The organism is Microbacterium sp. NPDC087591, assembly GCF_044743625.1.
Classification (GTDB): domain Bacteria; phylum Actinomycetota; class Actinomycetes; order Actinomycetales; family Microbacteriaceae; genus Microbacterium.
On the sequence record NZ_JBIUWU010000001.1, the window covers coordinates 1,234,346 to 1,252,680 of the forward strand.

23 protein-coding genes are annotated in these 18,335 nt (G+C 70.4%); 9 read left to right on the top strand and 14 right to left on the bottom strand.

All coding sequences use genetic code 11. The annotated features are described in order from the left end of the window. Positions 1–52 precede the first annotated feature (52 nt). From moaA to ACIOVG_RS05740, 7 genes are all read right to left on the bottom strand, one after another. Positions 53–1,132, bottom strand: a complete 1,080-nt coding sequence (moaA, locus tag ACIOVG_RS05710) for a GTP 3',8-cyclase MoaA (protein WP_400870046.1) — start codon at positions 1,130–1,132, stop codon at positions 53–55. A gap of 47 nt (positions 1,133–1,179) precedes the next feature. Continuing rightward, positions 1,180–1,968, bottom strand: coding sequence for a hypothetical protein (locus ACIOVG_RS05715; protein WP_400870049.1), 789 nt, complete (start codon positions 1,966–1,968; stop codon positions 1,180–1,182). After that, positions 1,965–2,585: a hypothetical protein gene (locus tag ACIOVG_RS05720; RefSeq protein WP_400870052.1), complete on the bottom strand. Its 621-nt coding sequence runs from the start codon at positions 2,583–2,585 to the stop codon at positions 1,965–1,967. Before ACIOVG_RS05720 ends, ACIOVG_RS05715 begins: the two co-directional genes overlap by 4 nt. After that, positions 2,582–3,202: a hypothetical protein gene (locus ACIOVG_RS05725; RefSeq protein ID WP_400870055.1), complete on the bottom strand. Its 621-nt coding sequence runs from the start codon at positions 3,200–3,202 to the stop codon at positions 2,582–2,584. The genes ACIOVG_RS05720 and ACIOVG_RS05725 overlap by 4 nt, the downstream gene beginning before the upstream one ends. Before the next feature lie 40 nt (positions 3,203–3,242). Further along, complete coding sequence (locus ACIOVG_RS05730; RefSeq protein ID WP_400870057.1) at positions 3,243–4,496, bottom strand: hypothetical protein; 1,254 nt, start codon at positions 4,494–4,496, stop codon at positions 3,243–3,245. A 2-nt stretch (positions 4,497–4,498) separates the two neighbouring features. Continuing rightward, on the bottom strand, positions 4,499–4,807 hold the full coding sequence (locus tag ACIOVG_RS05735; RefSeq protein WP_400870060.1) for a hypothetical protein: 309 nt from the start codon (positions 4,805–4,807) through the stop codon (positions 4,499–4,501). A gap of 136 nt (positions 4,808–4,943) precedes the next feature. Next, entirely contained in the window at positions 4,944–5,399 is a 456-nt protein-coding gene (locus ACIOVG_RS05740) for a MarR family winged helix-turn-helix transcriptional regulator (protein ID WP_400870063.1), read from the bottom strand. A gap of 62 nt (positions 5,400–5,461) precedes the next feature. Between ACIOVG_RS05740 and ACIOVG_RS05745 the strand changes: the two genes are divergently transcribed. Then, entirely contained in the window at positions 5,462–5,830 is a 369-nt protein-coding gene (locus ACIOVG_RS05745) for a VOC family protein (RefSeq protein WP_400870066.1), read from the top strand. A gap of 18 nt (positions 5,831–5,848) precedes the next feature. Here the strand turns inward: ACIOVG_RS05745 and ACIOVG_RS05750 are convergent, their stop codons facing one another. From ACIOVG_RS05750 to ACIOVG_RS05765, 4 genes are read right to left on the bottom strand one after another with little or no spacing between them, the layout of a single operon-like run. After that, on the bottom strand, positions 5,849–6,925 hold the full coding sequence (locus ACIOVG_RS05750) for an ABC transporter ATP-binding protein (protein WP_400870069.1): 1,077 nt from the start codon (positions 6,923–6,925) through the stop codon (positions 5,849–5,851). Continuing rightward, positions 6,922–7,710: a molybdate ABC transporter permease subunit gene (gene modB, locus ACIOVG_RS05755; protein WP_400870072.1), complete on the bottom strand. Its 789-nt coding sequence runs from the start codon at positions 7,708–7,710 to the stop codon at positions 6,922–6,924. Before modB ends, ACIOVG_RS05750 begins: the two co-directional genes overlap by 4 nt. Beyond that, positions 7,707–8,489: a molybdate ABC transporter substrate-binding protein gene (modA, locus tag ACIOVG_RS05760; protein WP_400870075.1), complete on the bottom strand. Its 783-nt coding sequence runs from the start codon at positions 8,487–8,489 to the stop codon at positions 7,707–7,709. The genes modB and modA overlap by 4 nt, the downstream gene beginning before the upstream one ends. Position 8,490: 1 nt before the next feature. Beyond that, a complete protein-coding gene (locus ACIOVG_RS05765) occupies positions 8,491–8,883 on the bottom strand; it encodes a molybdopterin-binding protein (RefSeq protein WP_400870078.1) in 393 nt (130 codons plus the stop codon). A 108-nt stretch (positions 8,884–8,991) separates the two neighbouring features. Between ACIOVG_RS05765 and ACIOVG_RS05770 the strand changes: the two genes are divergently transcribed. The 8 genes from ACIOVG_RS05770 (at position 8,992) to ACIOVG_RS05805 (ending at position 15,507) form a co-directional block, all read left to right on the top strand. After that, on the top strand, positions 8,992–10,377 hold the full coding sequence (locus ACIOVG_RS05770; protein WP_400870081.1) for a D-alanyl-D-alanine carboxypeptidase family protein: 1,386 nt from the start codon (positions 8,992–8,994) through the stop codon (positions 10,375–10,377). A 66-nt stretch (positions 10,378–10,443) separates the two neighbouring features. Then, positions 10,444–11,340 (top strand): lipase family alpha/beta hydrolase, encoded by an 897-nt coding sequence (locus ACIOVG_RS05775; protein WP_400870084.1) that lies wholly within the window; start codon positions 10,444–10,446, stop codon positions 11,338–11,340. Between the two features lie 150 nt (positions 11,341–11,490). Continuing rightward, entirely contained in the window at positions 11,491–12,096 is a 606-nt protein-coding gene (locus ACIOVG_RS05780) for a hypothetical protein (protein ID WP_400870086.1), read from the top strand. After that, a complete protein-coding gene (locus ACIOVG_RS05785; protein WP_400870089.1) occupies positions 12,096–12,686 on the top strand; it encodes an RNA polymerase sigma factor in 591 nt (196 codons plus the stop codon). The genes ACIOVG_RS05780 and ACIOVG_RS05785 overlap by 1 nt, the downstream gene beginning before the upstream one ends. A 70-nt stretch (positions 12,687–12,756) precedes the next feature. Then, the gene (locus tag ACIOVG_RS05790; RefSeq protein WP_400870092.1) at positions 12,757–13,542 is read left to right on the top strand and encodes a HesA/MoeB/ThiF family protein; all 786 of its coding nucleotides are present in this window, start codon (positions 12,757–12,759) and stop codon (positions 13,540–13,542) included. Next, complete coding sequence (gene glp, locus ACIOVG_RS05795; protein ID WP_400870095.1) at positions 13,539–14,774, top strand: gephyrin-like molybdotransferase Glp; 1,236 nt, start codon at positions 13,539–13,541, stop codon at positions 14,772–14,774. Before ACIOVG_RS05790 ends, glp begins: the two co-directional genes overlap by 4 nt. After that, entirely contained in the window at positions 14,771–15,277 is a 507-nt protein-coding gene (gene moaC / locus ACIOVG_RS05800) for a cyclic pyranopterin monophosphate synthase MoaC (RefSeq protein ID WP_400870098.1), read from the top strand. Before glp ends, moaC begins: the two co-directional genes overlap by 4 nt. Further along, positions 15,274–15,507 carry a MoaD/ThiS family protein gene (locus ACIOVG_RS05805; RefSeq protein ID WP_400870101.1) on the top strand — a complete coding sequence of 78 codons (234 nt, stop codon included), beginning with the start codon at positions 15,274–15,276 and terminating at the stop codon, positions 15,505–15,507. Before moaC ends, ACIOVG_RS05805 begins: the two co-directional genes overlap by 4 nt. Before the next feature lie 172 nt (positions 15,508–15,679). Here ACIOVG_RS05805 and ACIOVG_RS05810 read toward each other — a convergent pair whose 3' ends face one another. From ACIOVG_RS05810 to ACIOVG_RS05820, 3 genes are read right to left on the bottom strand one after another with little or no spacing between them, the layout of a single operon-like run. Next, positions 15,680–16,114, bottom strand: a complete 435-nt coding sequence (locus tag ACIOVG_RS05810) for a molybdenum cofactor biosynthesis protein MoaE (RefSeq protein ID WP_400870103.1) — start codon at positions 16,112–16,114, stop codon at positions 15,680–15,682. Next, positions 16,111–16,599 (bottom strand): molybdenum cofactor biosynthesis protein B, encoded by a 489-nt coding sequence (locus ACIOVG_RS05815; RefSeq protein WP_400870106.1) that lies wholly within the window; start codon positions 16,597–16,599, stop codon positions 16,111–16,113. Before ACIOVG_RS05815 ends, ACIOVG_RS05810 begins: the two co-directional genes overlap by 4 nt. Positions 16,600–16,640: 41 nt before the next feature. Continuing rightward, complete coding sequence (locus ACIOVG_RS05820; RefSeq protein ID WP_400870109.1) at positions 16,641–18,251, bottom strand: molybdopterin-dependent oxidoreductase; 1,611 nt, start codon at positions 18,249–18,251, stop codon at positions 16,641–16,643. Between the last annotated feature and the right edge of the window lie 84 nt (positions 18,252–18,335).

An 18,335-nucleotide genomic window follows, 5' to 3' on the forward strand; every position in this document is an offset into this window, starting at 1 on the left:
ACGCTCGTTCTCTGAGGAGTTGTGAACGACGAGCCGCCGAGCACCGGAGGTTTCAGCCGCCGATCGCGTTCATCCCGCGCGCCGGCTGCAGGAACGAGGGGTCGTTGATCGCGTGCCCTGGCAGCTTGCCGTGTATGCACGAGCGCAGCATGTCGGCGATCCCCTCGGACCGGTCGCCGGGCACGGAGCCCTCTCCCCGCAGCACCCCGATGAGGTCGTACTCGGCGTTGGAGAACAGGCAGTTGCGCAGCTGTCCATCAGCGGTCAGCCGCAGCCGGTCGCACGCCCCGCAGAACGGAGCGGTGACCGAGGCGATCACGCCGACCTCGTGCGGACCGCCGTCGATCCGCCACTTCTCGGCCGGTGCGCCGCCGCGGCCTTCGACCGGGTCGAGCGTCCAGCGCTCACCCAGCGACGCGAGGATCTCCTCGCGCGTGACCATCGAGGCGCGATCCCAGGTGTGCCCGGCATCCAGCGGCATCTGCTCGATGAAGCGCAGCTGCGCGCCGACGCCCATCGCGAACTCGACCAGCTCGACCAGCTCGTCGTCGTTGACACCACGCATCGCGACCGCGTTCAGCTTGAGCGGCCGCAGCGACGAGGCCGAGGCCGCGGCGATGCCCTCGAACACGTCGTCGAGACGGTCGCGTCGGGTCAGGTCGGCGAAGCGCTGACGGTTCACCGTGTCGATACTGATGTTCAGCCGCGTGAGTCCGGCGTCGATCAGGGCGGGGAGCTTCGGGGCCAGGCTGATGCCGTTGGTCGTCATCGCGACCTCGACGGGGCCGTCCTCCCCCTCGATCCGCGCGATCCGACGCACGACCTCGACGATGTCGGTGCGCAGCAGCGGTTCGCCCCCCGTGAGCCGGAAGGTGCGGATGCCGAGCGCAGCGGCCACCTCCGCCACCTCGACGATCTCGTCGGTGGAGAGGATGCTGGTGCGCGCGAGCCACTCGTTGCCCTGCTCGGGCATGCAGTACGTGCAGCGCAGCGAGCACCGATCGGTGAGCGAGATGCGCAGGTCGCGGTGCACCCGGCCGTGCGTGTCGACGAGGCCTCCGGCCATCGAGGTGGCGGGTGCGGGCCCGACCTGCGGGGCGCGCACCCCGATGACGACCGGCACGGCGGTCATCGCGTCCCTGCACTCCCCGTCATCGTTCGAGACTACCCGCTGCTACCTCAGCCGTGCGCCACGTCGGCGACAGGAGGGCGCGCCGGCGCCATGGTGACACCGAGGCGTCCGAACGGCGCCCGCTCGGCACGAGATGTCTCTTCAGGGCCGACGAGGCCGCGTGCCGACGCCAGCTTCAGAGCCTCATGCAACTCGGCGCGCAGAGCGACAGAACGCTCGGGGGCGATGGTGGCGAGCGCACGATCCAGTCGAACGTCCTCCTTGCTCGCGCGTTCGGCAGCCGCGTCGGCAGCCGGGCGGTTCCGCCTCCAGCGGACGACCGACAGCGCGATGTCGATGACCGGACCTGCGAGCGCCCACGCGGCGCTGCCGTCGACTGCCCCGGAGGTGAGGAACATCACACCGAGCACGAGGACGATCAGCGACGGCACGATGTGCACCACGGCGACGAGCCGCTCCGTCCTGGCGTCCACACCCTCCGGACGCGAGCGCCGCGCGATCATCCCAACCACGGAGAGCGCCGCCGCGAGACCCGCAAGGACTCCCGAACGGACGAGGTCGGGCTGCCCGTCGACCCAGTGCCGGGAGACGAGCGTCACGAGTGCGAGCGCCGGAAGAAGGAGACTTGCGATCTCTGCCAGCGAGAGAAGGAGCCCACCCAGTGAGAAGTGCCGTGCAGCGAATGCGCGGCGGGCGTCGGCGGGCGCACGGAACCACAGCGCCATCCGCACCTCGGGCTCATCACGGAACAGGTGGGACTCGAGGTGCCACCACGAGGCCGGGCTCCAGCGCTCCTGCGCCTCGACGTAACTGCGGGGTGTCATCTCACGGGTCACGCTGACCACCTCGGCTGGGCCGTCTCGTCGACGCGGACGAGCGCTTCCGGGTCGAAATCGGGCGATCGGCTCAGCACTCGATCGCCGACCGACAGGGCGGTGAGGAGGTCTTCGACGGTCACGCCGACGCTCAGCGCAGCGCTCTGGCCCACGGGGGAGGCGATCGCGGTCAGCGTGCATCCGCCCGCGATGAACAGCCAGCGAAGCTCGGCGACGCCGGGCTGCGCGGTGGGGAATGCAGACGAGCATCCGATCCCGAACACGGTCGGAGGAGTGAGGCGAAGCCGCCCGGACAGCGGAGCCACCGGTTGCAGGAACGACAGCTGTTCGGCACGAGTCGGCTCCCCCTCGACGATCGCCAGACGCACCGGCGCGATCGCCTGCGACAGCGGATCGAAGATGACGATGAGGTCGCCGCTCTCACCGGCGGCGACGGTGGCAAGCGCCTCGAGGCCGGCTGTCATCCAACGGACACGTTCGTCAGCCAGCTCGTGCAGCCGTCCCCACTGGCCGGCGATATCCTCCGCCCACGCCTGACGGGCAGCCGCGTCCGTATGCGTGCGCGGCACGGGCACCATGCGCGTCTGGTCGAGACGCACGTCGACGTCGAGCATCATCTGCCCCACCGGAACGTCGCGACGTGTGCATCCACGAGCGCGGTCCACGCCGCGATCTGCTCGTCCTCGGCGGGGTCGATGTCGGGGTCGTGCGCGATCGTCAGGGCGAACTGCAGGGCGCGCGCACGCTGCGTGCCGGGGATCGGCGTGAGATAGAAGACGATGTAGGCGCCGACCTCTTCGGTGCCGACGCGCGTGGTGCGACGCTCGACCCAGCGCAGCAGACGCTTGCCATCGTCGAGCTGCTGACCGCCGCGGCGCTGGATGACGTCGACGACGAGGTCATCCAGAGAGAGCTGGGGGGTCGCCTCGCGGATCGTCGCGACGATGCTCGCCGGGGCGAACAGGCCGGCCTCCGTGTCGGGGCCCGGCAGGATGAGCATGATCGCCCCCTGCTCCCGGGCGACGCGCATGGCGGAGGATACGTGGGATTCGAGGAGCCCCTGGAGATCTACCCGGTGCACCGGGCGCAATCGCTCGCGCGCCTGGGCGAGCATCGCCCGCTCGGTCTCCTCGCTCGCGTTATGCGCCTGCCATCCCGGTGGCAACATCATCCGGAACTCGGGGATGCCCGCCGGAACGGCGACACCGAGAAGCTCGCTGCGCAGACTGTTCACGTTTCCACTCTCGCATACCGCCCGGTCACGCCCGGCCACATCAAGAGGTCACTGCCTCATAGGCGTCGCCGATCAACTCGAACGTGTCCTTGACGACCAGCGTGCTCTGCGCGAAGACACCGACCGCGTTGAAGGCGTACATGGCCTGCTCGCCCATGCTTCCCAGGTCGCCGATGACAGGCCAGAGGCTGTTCGACTGTCCGGACACGATGGCGCTCCATGTGTCGGCGAGACCGGAGACGCCCTGGCCGCTGAGGCGCATGCTGGAGAAGAAGTTGCCACCCGACATGAGGCTCGTACCCCAGCGCGCACCGTCGTCGGCGAAGTTGCGCACGAGATCGCTGAACAATCGGGAGTTCCCGGAGGCCGGGGTGATGGAGAGCCAGGTACGGAACCCGGCGGCGAAGCCGTTTCCGCCGGCTTTGAACGCGGAGAAGGCTTCGCCGACGGCACCGAACGGGATGACTCCGATGACGGCCAACGCGAGGTCCCATCCGTCTGCGTCCCCCCGGCTGAACTGCCACGCGGTGCCGATGAGAGACAGCACGCCCACGACGAGGGCGAGAGCGGCGACGATGGGGCCGCCGACCACGAGCGCGAGGACCGCGAGGATCACGCCGGCCGCCTGCAGCCACGGCATCGCCGCCGCGACGAAGCCATCGATCTCATCGCGCCAGTCGTCTTCGATGCCGTTCGCGGTCGAGGTGCGGATCCCGGACACGGCGGTGTCGAACGCTGTTTCCCACGTGTCGTACTGCTCGTCGAATGCGGAGGCCTCGGCGTACCACCGCTGGCGGGCGTCGTCGGCAGCGACGCGGGCGTCGTCGATGTCGTCCTGCCGCTGTTGCTCGGCATCGCTCGTCTGGGTCGATGACGGCGAAGCGGACAGAGCCGCCGTCGGCGTAGGCACACGCTGCGCGTCGCCATAGTCTGCGAGCGCCCCCTGATAGGCCCTCCACGCCTCATCCGCTGCGGGGACGATGGCCGTCATGCGGCTCTTCACCTCGCCGAGCGTCAGCCCGTAGTTGCGGATGTAGGGTCCGACCTCCTCGTAGAGGGTGGCCGCAAGGCCGAGCTCGGCGTGGATCTCGCGGCTCACCTCGGCGAGCGAATCGATCGCCTCGCCCTCCATGTCGGACTCGAGACCGGAGCCCAGGACGTCGCTGATGGTGTTGTACCCGGAGCGCATGATGCCGCCGAGCCGCACGATCTGATCACCACGGGACCGGACGTCATCAGGTTGCCCGGCGACGACCTCGACCGGCCGCCCCTTGGGAGAGTTGTGCATCGCCACGGTCAGGAACCCTCCTGCATCGCTGAGGCCATCTCGGCCGCCGCTTCGGTGTCGAAGTCACCGAAACCGTCGAGGATCGCCTTCGTATGCTCGCTGACCTTCTTCAAGCCCTCGTTCAACTTGTTTCGACGGTCGTCCCACTGGGACTCGAAGTCACCGGCGAGGTCACGCAGCTCGCCGCGTCCGTACGGACGATCGACGTCGGACTGGAGGTCGCTGCGACGGTTCGACGCCTCGTCGAATTCTGTCGAGATCGCCAGGAGATTGGTATACAGCTCTCCCAGCCGATCGTATGAGACCTTCACAGACATGTCCCGCGTCCCCCTCCGGTTCTTCGTGGGCGGCGACGATATGCGCCCGACATCGGAAATCTAACAGTCGCCTCCGGAGAGAAGCGATGGGGAGCATTCCCCATCGCTCCTCTCCCGAAGTCCGTCGAGACCGCGGTCAGGAGTCGCCGGGGTCGCGCAGCGACTGGATCATGCTGCGGAGGGCCCGGCGGGCTCCCGCCTGCTCATCCTCCGTCATGCCACCGAGCATCCGCACCTCGACCGAACGCACCGCGGCGCTCGCCTGCTGCCGCTTCTGCTCGCCGAGCGGGGTCAGCCGCGTGGGTAGTGCTTTGCCGACCGGGGCCTCGGTCGCCCGCGTCACGGAGCCGTCCCGTTCGAGCGCCTGCAGCAGCACGTTCATCGACTGCCGCGTCACGAAGGTGCCCCGCGCGAGCTCGGAGTTCGACAGGCCGGGACGCTGGGCCAACAGCTCCAGGCACGAGTAGTGCGTGACCGTCATCCCGAGCGGCCGCAGCACCTCTTCCATCGCCGCCCGCAGAGCGCTCGACGCCTCCTTCAGCAGATAGCCGAGCGATGTCTCCAGGTGGATGACCTCTCCGTCTTGACTCATGTCAGTATTCTGACATACAGTGATGCATGTCAGATAACTGACACATAACCAAGGAGCTTCTCATGCCCGTCACCGGTCCCGACTTCCTCTCCCTCCAGGCACGCGACCTCGCCGGATCCCAGGCCTTCTACGAGAAGTACCTCGGTCTCGTCCGCTCGCCCGCCGGCCCGCCGCACGCGGTGGTGTTCCAGACCACGCCGATCGCCTTCGCCCTGCGCGACGTCGTTCCCGGCACCGACCTCGACTCCGTGCCGCAGCCGGGCGTCGGCGCGGCGATCTGGCTGCACGCCACCGGGGTTCAGGAGATCCACGATGCACTGGTCGCCGACGGACACACGATCGTGGCGGCGCCGATCGACGGCCCCTTCGGCCGGACTTTCACCTTCGCCGACCCCGACGGCTACCAGATCACCCTGCACGACCGCGCCTGAACGCCCGCGCTCAGAAGCTCAGCCGACCGCGACGAACCGCACATCCGCGGGGTCGACCTGCAGGTGCAGCTCGTCGCCGGGCGCGAGACCCGCGGCATCCGGCAGGGCGACATCGACCTGGCAGAGCTCGGTGTGCACGCGGATGCCGGCGAGCGTGGGCTCGAGCCGGATGATGCGGCTGCGCCAAGACTCGGCCGCGTCCGGATCCACGAGGCGCACGGCATCCGCGCGGAACACGGCGGCGAGCGCGGCGCCGTGTTCCGCACCCAGGGCGCGAGACGCGGTATCCGCGCTGCGCAGTCGCACTTCGCCGCTGCGCCATGCTCCGTCATCGGCGACACCGATCACCCGGTTGACGCCCGCGATCGAGGCGACGAAACCGGATGCCGGAGCCGCCAGCACCTCGCGCACGGGTCCGCTCTGCGTGACGCGACCCGCCTCCACGATGAGCAACCGCTCGGCGAGAGCGACCGCATCGGCGGCGTCATGCGTCACCGCGATCGTCGTCACTCCCGCGAGCTGGTCGCGCAGCATCCGCCGGATCTCCCCTGCGGTCTCCGGGTCGAGGGCGACCAGCGGTTCATCCAGCAGCACGGCGCGGGGCGATGCGGCGAGCGCCCGCGCGACCGCGACGCGCTGGCCTTCGCCGCCGGAGAGTTCCCGCGGCATGCGATCCCCCGCTCCGGGGAGCCCGACGCGCACGAGCCATTCGTCCGCGGAGTCCCGCGCCGTCCTGGCATCGACCCCACCGGCGCGGGGGCCGAAGGCGACGTTCTCCCGCACGGACAGGTGCGGGAACAGCCGCGGCTCCTGGCTCAGCAGCACGATGCCGCGATTCATCGGCGGGGTCTGCACGCGCGGAGCGGCGGCGCGGTCGACCACCCGCCCCTCGATCGCGATCTCTCCGGACGTCAACGGCTCGAGTCCGGCCAGCGCCTGCAGCAGCGTCGACTTGCCGGCACCGCTCGGCCCCATGACCGCGACGGTCTCGCCGGGCTCGACCTCCACCTCCACGTCGACGGCGAAGTGCTCGCGTGCGACGACGACGTGCGCCCGCAGGCCCGGCGTGCGGGCGTCGACGCCCCCGGCACTCATCGCGCCGCTCCCGGTCGCCAGCCGCGCACGAGCAGCAGCACCACGATCGCGGTGGCGAGCAGCAGCAGGGCGAGCGCGACCGCCGTGCCCTGCGACACTCCGGCGCCGTTGAATGCGGTGTAGATCGCGAGGGGCATGGTCTGGGTGACCCCCGGCCGGTTGCCCGCGAACAGGGCGGTCGCCCCGAACTCCCCGATGGCCCGCGCGAAGCACAGCACGACGCCGGCGACGATGCCGGGGGCGGCGAGCGGCAGGGTGATGCGGCGCAGGATCGTCCAGCGGCCGGCACCCAGCGCGGCGGCCGTGCGCTCGTACTCCACGCCCGAGGTGCGCACCGCACCTTCAACGGCCAGCACCAGGAACGGCAGGGCGACGAAGGTCTGCGCGAGCACGACCGCGGGCGTGCTGAAGGAGAGCCCCAGTCCGCCGAGCCAGCCCGCGCGGCCGAACAGGTACAGCAGCGCGACGCCGCCCACCATCGGCGGCAGCACGAGCGGCACGGTGACGACGGCCCGCAGCAGGGCGGCCAGACGCGGCCCCGATCGTGCGATGTACAGAGCGAGCGGCACCCCCACGATGATGCACAGCACGGTGGCCACCAGTCCGGTCCCCAGCGAGAGCGCGAGCGCCGAGAGCGCGACCTCGGATGTCACATCGGCGAGGAAGGTCGACCACTGCACCCGCGCGACGAGCGCGGTCAGCGGCACGACCAGGAAGGCCAGTCCGATCAGGGCGGGGATGGCGAGCGCACGCGGAGCGTAGCCACGCGCGCCGGCCGCGCTCACGGCGCCCCGAACCCGAAGTCCGCCAGGATCTCCTGCCCCGCATCCGACAGCACGAACGCCACGAAGGCATCGGCGGCATCGGGGTTCGGAGCGTCGGAGAGAGCGGCGATCGGGTAGTGGTTGACGACACCGTCGGCACCGTCCGGCACGATCACCTCGACGTCGTCGCGACCGATCACGTCGGTCGCGTACACGAGACCGGCATCGGCTTCGGATGCGGCGACCTTGGTCAGCACGGCGGTCACGTTCTGCTCGATGCTCGCGGCCTCGACAGTGACCCCCGCCGCGGTGAGGAGCTTCTCGGATGCCGCGCCGCAGGGCACTTCGGGGGCGCACAGCACGGTGGTCACGTCGGCCAGGTCGGCGAGCGTCTCGACACCGCCGGGGTTACCCGCCGGCACCGCGATCACGAGGGTGTTCGAGGCGAACAGGGCGGGGTCGACCGCGACATCCGCCGCCTTGTCCATGTTCGCCTCATCTGCCGAGGCGAACACGTCGGCCGGCGCCCCCTCGAGGATCTGCGTCGCCAGCGTTGACGAGCCGTCGTACACCGGGCTGAACGTCACGTCCGGGTGCTCCGCGACGAAGGCTTCACCGATCGCATCGAACGCTCCCGTGAGCGATGCGGCGGCGTAGACGGTGAGGTCGCCGCTCACGGCGCTCTCGCCGGCGGAGACGGATGGCGACGGGGCCGATTCAGCGGCACTCGCGCAGCCGGTGAGGGCGAGCAGGGAGGCGGCGATCACGACCAGGGCGGAGCGGCGCAGCGTGCGGTTCATGTCAGGCCTTCGGGACTTCGACGACGACCTGGGTCGCCTTGACGGATGCGGCGGCGAGCGAGCCGACCTCGAGCTGCAGCTCCCGCGCGGCCTCCGCCGACATGAGCGAGACCACGCGATGCGGTCCGGACTGGATGTCGACCTGCGCCATCAGCCCCTCGATCTGCACGCGGGTCACGATGCCGATGAAGCGGTTGCGAGCGCTGGAGAGCGCGTCTCCGGCGATCGTCGCCTCCTCCGCGACGGCCACGGCCCGCGCTGCGATCGCATCGCCGGGGATCTCCGCCGGCACGGCGTCGGTCACGGGTAGCAGGCCCTGGTCGATCCAGCGCCGCACGGTGTCGTCGCTCACGCCCAGAAGTTGGGCGGCACGGGCGATCCGATAGGTCTGCATACGGTCGACATTACCGCTTTTGCGGATGCTTGGATCGGAATTCGCCGCAGTTGCGCATTCTGCGATCTTCTCTCCCCACCGGCATCGTTCGGCGATACGGTGTTGCTCATGCCAGACGCGACCGGTGAGGGGACCTCGATGACGGCACCGAACCTCCCGTCTGACGCACTGTCCGACTTCGCGGAGTTGATGGCCCAGGAGCAGGACCTGACCGGACGTCGTGATCGAATCGACCCCGAGAAACGCAGAGCACGCAGACGCCGGGGGCTCATCGTCACTGCTGTCTGTCTCATCCTGCTGCTGGCCGCGTGCGGGGGATACGTCTGGTGGGCTCTCACCGCCACCGTTGCTCCCCCGGAGGTGACGACGCAGACGCCGCAGGCGCCGTCCGTCGAGGCCGCTGCCATCACGGCCGCCCCTGGGGCCGCCTCGGCGATCAGCATCTCCGGCGCCGACGCGTATCTCGGCGAGGGTGCGAGCGGGATCTGGTCGTCGAGCGGAGCCGGCGACCCTCGACCCATCGCGAGCATCACGAAGCTCATCACCGCACTGGTCATCCTCGACGCCGTCCCGCTCGCCTCCGCGGACGATCCGGGCCCCACCATCACCTTCACCGAGGCCGACCACGACCTCTACGACCGCTACTACGTGCAGGGCGCGACCATCGCCCCCATGCCCACCGGCACCTCGATGTCGCTGCACGATGCCCTGGCCGCCATGCTGATCCCCTCTGCGAGCAACTACGCCGAGGCGCTGTCGTCCCGGATCTTCGGATCGCAGGATGCGTTCCTCAGCGCGACGCGCACCTGGCTCTCCGCCCACGGACTGACCGGCACCACGATCACCGAGCCCACCGGCATCAGCCCGCGCAACACGAGCACGCCCACCGACCTCCTGACGATCGGGAAGCTCGCCGCCGCGCAGCCGACCATCGCGCAGATCGTCGCGACGTCGTCGATCTCGCTGCCCGGAGCCGGGCAGCTCCACAACACCAACGGACTCCTCGGGACCGCGGGGATCACGGGGTTGAAGACCGGCACCCTCGGCCAGGGCACCTACAGCCTGCTGTACACGGCGACGCTCCATGTGGGGGCGGCGGAACCGCTGGCGGTGACCGGGGTGCTGCTCGGAGGAGCGTCGCGCGAGTCGGTGAACACGACCGTGATCGCGACTCTCGACAGCATCCGCGCCGGTTTCCACGAGGTACCGCTCGCGTCATCCGGTCAGGAGGTGGGCGCGATCTCGACGCCGTGGGGTTCCACCGCTCAGCTGGTCATCGACGAAGATGCGTCGATCTTCACCTGGTCGGACACCCCGATCGAGGTGAGCATGCAGATCGAGACCCCGGCGACCTACCGGGACGGCTCGGTCGTGGGGAGCGTCACCTGGACAGCGGGGCCGAACACCGTCACCACTCCGGTGACGATCCAGGGGCAGATCGATCAGCCGTCCGAGTGGTGGCGGCTCACCCACCCGTCAGAGCTGAGTCGATGAGAGCGTCCGGCGGCTGAGGCATCCTGCCCTATCCTGACCGCGTACCCCGTCGAGAAGGAGCCTCCCATGTCCGAAGCCGTCGTCCTGGTTTCCGGCGGTGCCGCGGTGACACCGTTCACGGATCCCGACCGCGCGAGCGGCTCCGGCCTCGCCGCCGGCAACACGCTCACCGCGCTCCGCGCACATCTGCTCGCCCGCGGCAGGGCGGTCTTCACCGCACCCGCACGCCTAGGACCCGGGGAGGTCAGGGAAGACACCGGCTGGCAGGGGTTCGCCGACGTGCCCGTCGTCCTGCCCGCCGAGATGACCGTCAACGCGGTCGGCGGAATCGACGAGGGCGGCGCCCGCCTGGCCGCTTTCCTGCGGTGGCTCAGCGCGGAGCACGGCTTCGCCCGCATCGACCTCGTCGCCCACTCGATGGGCGGTCTGTTCTCGCGCGCCGCGATCCGCGAGCTGGGCGACGCGGGCCCGTCGGTGTCGCGTCTCGTCACCCTCGGCACTCCCTGGGACGGCTCTCTGCTCGGCGACGTGCTCACCGATGAGGTCTCGGTCGCCGATGCCCACGGCGATGCCGCAACGACCCAGATCCTGGAACGGTCGCGCAGCTACGCGGCCGAGAACTCCCAGGGCGCTGCCGACCAGGTCTCGCGGCGCTTCCTGCGGGAATGGAACGCGACCCAGGCGGGGGCGCTCGACGCGGTGACCGTCACGGCGGTGGGTGCCGGTCACTTCCGCGCGGCCTCGGAACCGCGCCAGCTGTGGCCACACGACGGGCTCGTCTCGCAGCAGAGTGCGCGCGCAGAAGAGGTTCCGGTCGAGGTGCTTCCCCACGTCGCCCGCCGCACGTTCGCGCACGACGTGCACAGCATCTTCTTCGCCGATGCCTTCGACCTGCCCTGGGAACGAGCACTCACCTGGGACCCCGACGTGTTCGCGGCAGTCGACGAGGCGCTCCAGGCCTGACTCGCGTCATGCCCGCCGCTGCGGCAGGCCCGAATCAGCCGTCAGCCGCCGTCGCATCGGGGCCGAACGCGCGTCCCGACGAGACGATTGTGAGACGGTTCGCGCGCTCACGTCATGTCCTGTGTGAAGCGACATGATGAGGAGCGAACAATGAACGAACGAGTGCAGTCGGATCTCGCGTCCGCCGATCCGGTGCGCGGAGGCGATGACGCAGAGCTTCACGACCTCGTCCGCCGCGTGGCCGCCGACGCTCAGGCGACGGCCGCGATGGGCATCGCCCGCACCCCGTGGTGGAGGCGTCGCCGAGCGATCGTTCCGATCAGCCTCGGCGTCCTCACGGTTGCGACGGGGGCGGCAGTGCTCATCCCTCTGCAACTGAGCGTGAACGACACTCCGGTCGAGCTCGATGTCGAGATCCCCATCGTCTACACGACCGACACCGGCATCGAAGTCAGCTGCCGCTACGGGTTGTACTTCGGCAACCCCGTCGATCGCTCAGCGGCCGATGAACGACTCGCCGCCTTCGTGAGAGGCCATGACTGGACGGGCATCGGGCAGCGCATCTATGACGAAGCGATCGCGAACCCGTTCGTCCCCGGTCCCGACGACGACTGGGAGGTCGATACCCCCGAGCTGCGGGACCAGTCGTCGTTCATCCACGCGACGGAGTTGATCTGGGCGGAGATCCCCGACGAGCTGTTGCGTGAAGAGTGGTCGTCGGGCAGCACGATGGATTGCACAGGGGTGCTCCATTGATGGGCCCGCGTCCCCTTCCGGAGGAGCTTCGCGCCTGGGTCGAGATCGTCGTCCAGGACAACGCCGACGACCTGCTCCGGTATCTCGCGCGACGGGTTCGCCCGCGGGAGGATGCCGCAGACCTGCTCGGGAAGGTCCTGCTCATCCTCTGGGAGAAGGGCGCGCGCGTACCCACCACCGACGAGGCAGCGCGGATGTGGTGCTTCGGCATCGCGAGGAACGTGCTCCGCGAGCACCGGCGGCGAGCGCTGAAGTCTCTCGACCTCGCCGACGCGCTGCGCCACCACCTTCGCGACGCACCGTCTCGGGTCGATTCGGCGGATGCGATCGTCGAGGCCGCGATGCGCGCCGATGGTGTCCGCGCGGCGCTGCGGCGCCTCGACGAACGGGAAGCGGAACTCCTGATGCTCATCTATTGGGACGACTTCGCCATCGCCGAGGCCGCGCGACTTCTGCGCATCAACGAGTCGACCGCGCGGACTCGTCACATGCGTGCGCTTCGCCGGCTCGAAGCGCTGCTCGAATCCGCCCCGCAGCCTCCGCTCGCGCACAACGGCCGCAGCGCGGCCACCGCGAGAGGAACCACCTGACGGGCACAGCGGCTGCCCGGCCGAGAGACGCACGGGAGTGCCTCGTCCCGCTCGGGCATACGCTGAACCCATGCAGCCTCTCGTCGCCCCCGCCCCCGCGCTGGACCCGCAAGAGCTCGTCCGCACCGCCAGGCATGCCGTGCTCGCGGGCATCGGAGAAGAAGGGCAGCGCCGTCTGAGTGCCGCACGCGTCGCGGTCGTCGGCGCGGGAGGGCTGGGCTCCCCGGTGCTGCTGGCCCTGGCGGCTGCCGGGGTCGGATCGATCACGATCATCGACGACGACGTCGTGGAGCTCACGAACCTGCAGCGTCAGCTCGCGCACCGCGTGGACGACATCGGCACGCGCAAGACCGAGTCGGCCGCCCGCGCCGTCCTGGCGCTCGCCCCGCAGACCACTGTGACGCAGGTGCCCGAACGACTGGATGCCGCCAACGCCGCCCGGCTGATCGGGGGCGCGGATGTCGTGGTCGACACGAGCGACTCCTTCGCCACCCGCCGCGATGTCGCCACCGCAGCCGAATCCCTCGGACTGCCCGTCGTATGGGGCGCCGTGCAGGAGTGGCACGCGCAGGTCACCGTGTTCTGGTCGGCACCGCGCGCGGGCGAACCGGTGGTGCTCGCCGATCTCTTCCCCCCTGGCACCGAGGGAGAACCGCCCAGCTGCGCCCAGGTCGGGGTGCTCGGAGCGCTGTGCGTGCAGGTCGGCGGGATGCTGGCCGGCGAAGTGATCAAGCTCGTCACCGGCGCCGGGGAACCCCTGCTCGGCCGGCTCGCGGTGATCGACGCGCTGACCGCGCGCCAGCACGAGATCGCGATCCGCCCGGCCTCGTCTGCGACGGCGGAGGTGCACGCATGAGCGGGCGCCGTACGGTCGAGGAACAGCTCGCCCGTGTGCTCGCCGCGGTGCGGATCCTCCCGCCCGAGACTCGCCCGGTGCGTGCAGCAGCGGGACGGACGCTGGCGGCGCCCGCCGCCGCAGCCCACGACATCCCGCTGTTCGACAACTCGGCGATGGACGGCTTCGCGGTGCGCGGCGCCGATGTCGCCGCGGCATCCGAGGAGAACCCGATCACTCTGCGGGTCGTCGCCGACCTGCCAGCGGGTGTGTCCCTCGACCCGCCGCTGGGGCCCGGCGACGCCGCCCGCATCATGACCGGATCTCCCACGCCCGCCGACGCCGACGTGATCGTGCCCTTCGAAGACACGGAGGGCGGACTCGCCGACTCCCTCGGCGAGGTGCGGGTGCTGCGCGCGCCCGCGAAACCCGGCGTGTTCGTGCGCCGGCGCGGCGCCGACCTGCGCGCGGGCGACGAGGTGGTGCGCGCCGGTGAGCGCCTGGGCGCCTTCCAGGTCGCGGCAGCGGTGGCCGCCGGCGTCGCCGATGTCACCGTCACGCGCGCGCCCCGCGTGGCCGTCGTGTCGACGGGGAGCGAGCTGCTCGCCCCCGGCGAGGCCGTGACCCGCGGGCGCATCCCCGACTCCAACGGGCCGCTGCTCGAGCAGCTCGTCGCCGACGCCGACGCCGAGGTCGTGCTGGTCGCCCGCGTGACGGATGACGCCGACGCCGTGCGTTCCGTGACCGCCGAGGCCGTCGCGCTCGGCGCCGATGTGATCGTCTTCACCGGCGGCGTGAGCGCCGGGGCCTACGAACCGGTGCGCGGCGCCTTCGACGGCCAAGGCGAGGTGGAGTTCGCGAGCGTCGCGATGCAGCCGGGCAAGCCGCAGGCCTTCGGCGTGTTGAACGGCGGGACGCTGGTGTTCGGGCTGCCGGGCAACCCCGTCAGCGTCGCCGTCTCGTTCGAGGTGTTCGTGCGCCCCGCCCTGCTCGCGCTGCAGGGGCGCACCGAGATCCAGCGGCCGCGTGCAGCGTTCACCGCCGATGCGGCATGGACCACGCCGCCTGGCCGCCGCCAGTACCTCCCGGCGGTCGTCGACCTCGCGGCCCGCACCGTGCGCCCCGCCACTGCGGGCGGATCGGGATCGCACCTGGCCGGCGGACTCGCACGAGCCCACGCGTTCGCGATCGTGCCGGCCGAGGTCGAGGCCGTCGCCGTGGGAGATGCGATCGATGTCATGCTGGTGGGATGAGCTTCACTCACCTTGACGCCGCCGGCCGCGCCCACATGGTCGACGTGACCGCGAAGCAGCCGACCGTCCGCACGGCGACCGCCCGCGGATTCGTGCGCTGCAGCGCCGACGTGATCGCGGCCCTCCGCGATGGCACCGTGCCCAAGGGCGATGTGCTCGCCGTGGCGCGCATCGCCGGCATCCAGGCGGCCAAGTCCACCGCGTCGCTGCTGCCGCTCGCACACGTGATCGGCGTGCACCGGGCGAGCGTCGAGCTCGAGATCGTCGACGACGGCGTGCGCGTGGAGGCGACGGTGGGCACCGCCGATCGCACGGGCGTCGAGATGGAAGCGCTCACCGCGGTATCCGTGACGGCTCTCGCGATCGTCGACATGATCAAGGGCGTCGACCGTGCGGTCGTGATCGAGGACGTGCGCATCGTGGCGAAGTCGGGCGGACGCTCCGGCGACTGGGTGCGCCCCGGCGAGGATGCCCCCTTCATCGGATCCGAGGACACCCGATGACGCGCGTGCGCTACTTCGCCGCCGCCGCCGAGGCCGCAGGCACCGACAGCGAGGAGCGCAGCGAGACCTCACTCGTCGCGTTGCGCGCAGCGGTCGTGACCGAGCATCCGGCTCTGGCCGACATCCTGCCGCGCTGTGCCGTCATGGTCGACGGGGTGCGCAGCGACGGCGACCTGGCCCTCGACGACATCGAGCTCATCGACATCCTCCCGCCGTTCGCCGGCGGCTGACCCCGCGGCGTCACCGGCTGACCCCGCGACCTGCAGGACCGATGGCCACCTGCAGGACCGATTCCGGGCGATTCCTCCTGCAATCCGCGAGATCTCCTGCACGTGGCACGTCTGGGACAGGGCCCGATGCCGGATGCCGGAGGGGCGGATGCCGAAGGGGTACCGCCTCTGCTCAGCCGCCGATGCCCTTCCAGGACGAGGTCCCGTCGACCTCGAGCTGCCGCTTCCACACCGGGAGGTCGCTCTTGATCGCCTCGATCACGGCCCGGCACACGTCGAACGCCTCGGCGCGATGCTCGGAGGCGACCGCGATCACCACGGCCGCGTCGCCGACGTCCAGGCGTCCGATCCGGTGACTCACGGCCACCACGGCGAGGGCATCCGCTCGGGCGCCGGCCTCCTGGGCGATCCGCCGCAGCGTCGCCTCGGCATCCGGGTGAGCGCTGTATTCGAGGCCGACGACGGGCGTCGCGGCATCCGGGTCGTTGTCGCGCACGCGTCCGACGAAGGTCGTCACCGCGCCGAGGCGGGGGTCCTCCACGGCAGCGAGATGTGTGTCGAGATCGAGCCGTTCCTCCGATACCGCAGCCAGTCGTACGTCGTTCATGAGTGATCTCCGCCTTCCACCTGGTCCAGGATGTGCCCGGCGACGCCGAGCACCACGGGTACGCCGGATGCCACGGCACGCGGGGATCCCGGAAGATTCACCACGAGCATGCCCGCGGGGTCGACGATGCCGGCCAGCCCGCGCGATAACACCGACAGCGGGGTGTCGGCGAGCCCACTGCGGCGCAGCTCCTCGGCGATCCCGGGGATCTCGCGGGTGATCACGCGCCTCGTGCCCTCGGGCGTCAGGTCGCGCGGACCGACTCCGGTTCCCCCTGTGGTCACGACCAGGCGGATGCCGCGGGCGAGAGCACGCCGCAGCGCATCCGCCACCGCGCTCTCGCCGTCGGCGATGATCTCGGCATCCGGGCAGTGCCATCCGGCCTCCCGCAGCAGCTCGACGGCGATCGGGCCTCCGCGGTCCTCGCGCTCACCCGCGGCCGATCGGTCGGAGACGGTGATCACGAGTGCGGGGCGCGGCGTCATGGCTCCCACCCTAGGCCCGGGCGTGCGGCCGCGCACCGGTCTCAGGTGACCCGGATGAGCGAGCGCTGCCAGCCGGACGAGCCGTTGGGGGCGATCGGGGCGCGCTCCTCGATCTGCAGGTCGCCGTTCTTGTTCACCGCACGGACGGCGACATAGTGGGTGCCGGGAGTGGCATCCCACTCCATGAACCACTGCACCCAGGTGTCGTCGTTGATCGGCGCCGACAGCGTGGCCGGAACCCAGTCGCCGTCGTCGATGCGCACCTCGACCCGCTCGATGCCGACCGACTGCGCCCAGGCGACTCCGGCGATCGGGATCTTTCCCGCGTCGACGGCCGCGCCGAGCTTGGGGGTGTCGACGCGCGAGGAGAACTTGATCGGCGCCTCCGCGCTGTAGCCGCGGGGCGTCCAGTAGGCCTCGTCGTCGGCGAAGGTCGTGACCTTGAGCTCGGTGAGCCATTTGGTCGCCGACACATAGCCGTATAGCCCCGGCACGACCATGCGCACGGGGAAGCCGTGCTCGAGCGGCAGCGGTTCTCCGTTCATCGCCACCGCGAGGATCGCGTCGAGGTTGTCGTCGGTCAACGCCGATAGCGGGGTGCTCGCCGTGTAGCCGTCGACGCTGCGCGACAGCACCATGTCGGCCCCGGACTTCACGCCGGCCTTCTTCAGCACGTCGCGCAGCGGCACCCCGAGCCACTTCGCGTTGCCGACCAGCTCGCCGCCGACCTCGTTCGACACGCACGTGAGCGTGATCGCGTACTCGTCCAGGCCCATGTCGAGGAGGTCCTGGAAGCTCATCTCGACCCGCTGGTCGACCATGCCGTCGATCACGAGTCGCCAGGTCTCCGGGTCGATCGTGGGAACCGTGAGCGCGGTGTCGACGCGGTAGAAGTCCTTGTTCGGAGTGAACAGCTTGCTGAGTCCGGGAATGTCGAGCTCGGCGCCATCCGGGACCACGACCTTCGACTTCGGGGCAGGCAGCTTGAGCGCGCCGCGGATGGCCTCGACCGACGACACCGCCATGCTCACGGTGCGGGCCGTGATGCCCACGATCAGGGCGGATGCTCCGGCGACGGCGGTGAGCATGAAGAAGCGGCGACGATCGAAGCCGGGCCGGACGGCCGCGCCGTCGACGGGTTCGACATCGGACGGAGCGGTCTCGGCCGCGTCATCCGTGCGCACGCCGACGACGGAGGCCCGCCACGCGCGCAGACGGCGGATGAGCAGCACGAGGATGAAGGCCCCTGCGACGGTTCCGAGGACCGGAGGCACGAACGCCAGCGGCGACACGGCAGCACGGGTCACGATCGCCGCGGTGGACAGCACCCCCGCGATCACCAGGGCGATCACGCCGAGCGGCGGGCGCACCAGCTGCAGGATGCCGGCGATCGCCGAGGCGATGAACACGGCGAGACCGAGGCCGGCGAGCAGCGCGATCTTGTCGTACTCGCCGAAGGTGGCGATCGCGAACTCCTTGAACGGCTGCGGCACGATGTCGATCACGAAACCGCCCACCGCGAGGATCGGGCTGGCCGCGCGCGCGAACAGCAACGCGAACAGCTCAGCCGTCGCGAGGAAAACCCCGCCGCCGATCACACCCGCGAGGGCAGCCCACACGAAGAACCTCTTGCCACTGCTGCGCTGCGCCATGATCGTCTCCTGTTCCACCGTCGCCGGTGTGGTCCAGGCTTGTTCGGAGCCGACGAGCGATCGGATGTGACGACCCGCACCGTC

Bases quoted from the DNA above. Each gene is read 5' to 3' on its own strand.
- ACIOVG_RS05805 (WP_400870101.1), top strand. From the start codon at position 15,274: ATGACGCGCGTGCGCTACTTCGCCGCCGCCGCCGAGGCCGCAGGCACC.
- ACIOVG_RS05780 (WP_400870086.1), top strand. From the start codon at position 11,491: ATGAACGAACGAGTGCAGTCGGATCTCGCGTCCGCCGATCCGGTGCGC.
- ACIOVG_RS05765 (WP_400870078.1), bottom strand. From the start codon at position 8,883: ATGCAGACCTATCGGATCGCCCGTGCCGCCCAACTTCTGGGCGTGAGC.
- ACIOVG_RS05810 (WP_400870103.1), bottom strand. From the start codon at position 16,114: ATGAACGACGTACGACTGGCTGCGGTATCGGAGGAACGGCTCGATCTC.
- ACIOVG_RS05770 (WP_400870081.1), top strand. From the start codon at position 8,992: ATGCCAGACGCGACCGGTGAGGGGACCTCGATGACGGCACCGAACCTC.
- ACIOVG_RS05735 (WP_400870060.1), bottom strand. From the start codon at position 4,807: ATGTCTGTGAAGGTCTCATACGATCGGCTGGGAGAGCTGTATACCAAT.
- ACIOVG_RS05750 (WP_400870069.1), bottom strand. From the start codon at position 6,925: ATGAGTGCCGGGGGCGTCGACGCCCGCACGCCGGGCCTGCGGGCGCAC.
- modA (WP_400870075.1), bottom strand. From the start codon at position 8,489: ATGAACCGCACGCTGCGCCGCTCCGCCCTGGTCGTGATCGCCGCCTCC.
- ACIOVG_RS05775 (WP_400870084.1), top strand. From the start codon at position 10,444: ATGTCCGAAGCCGTCGTCCTGGTTTCCGGCGGTGCCGCGGTGACACCG.
- ACIOVG_RS05820 (WP_400870109.1), bottom strand. From the start codon at position 18,251: ATGGCGCAGCGCAGCAGTGGCAAGAGGTTCTTCGTGTGGGCTGCCCTC.
- ACIOVG_RS05785 (WP_400870089.1), top strand. From the start codon at position 12,096: ATGGGCCCGCGTCCCCTTCCGGAGGAGCTTCGCGCCTGGGTCGAGATC.
- glp (WP_400870095.1), top strand. From the start codon at position 13,539: ATGAGCGGGCGCCGTACGGTCGAGGAACAGCTCGCCCGTGTGCTCGCC.
- ACIOVG_RS05790 (WP_400870092.1), top strand. From the start codon at position 12,757: ATGCAGCCTCTCGTCGCCCCCGCCCCCGCGCTGGACCCGCAAGAGCTC.
- moaC (WP_400870098.1), top strand. From the start codon at position 14,771: ATGAGCTTCACTCACCTTGACGCCGCCGGCCGCGCCCACATGGTCGAC.
- ACIOVG_RS05720 (WP_400870052.1), bottom strand. From the start codon at position 2,585: ATGATGCTCGACGTCGACGTGCGTCTCGACCAGACGCGCATGGTGCCC.
- ACIOVG_RS05740 (WP_400870063.1), bottom strand. From the start codon at position 5,399: ATGAGTCAAGACGGAGAGGTCATCCACCTGGAGACATCGCTCGGCTAT.
- moaA (WP_400870046.1), bottom strand. From the start codon at position 1,132: ATGACCGCCGTGCCGGTCGTCATCGGGGTGCGCGCCCCGCAGGTCGGG.
- ACIOVG_RS05815 (WP_400870106.1), bottom strand. From the start codon at position 16,599: ATGACGCCGCGCCCCGCACTCGTGATCACCGTCTCCGACCGATCGGCC.
- ACIOVG_RS05745 (WP_400870066.1), top strand. From the start codon at position 5,462: ATGCCCGTCACCGGTCCCGACTTCCTCTCCCTCCAGGCACGCGACCTC.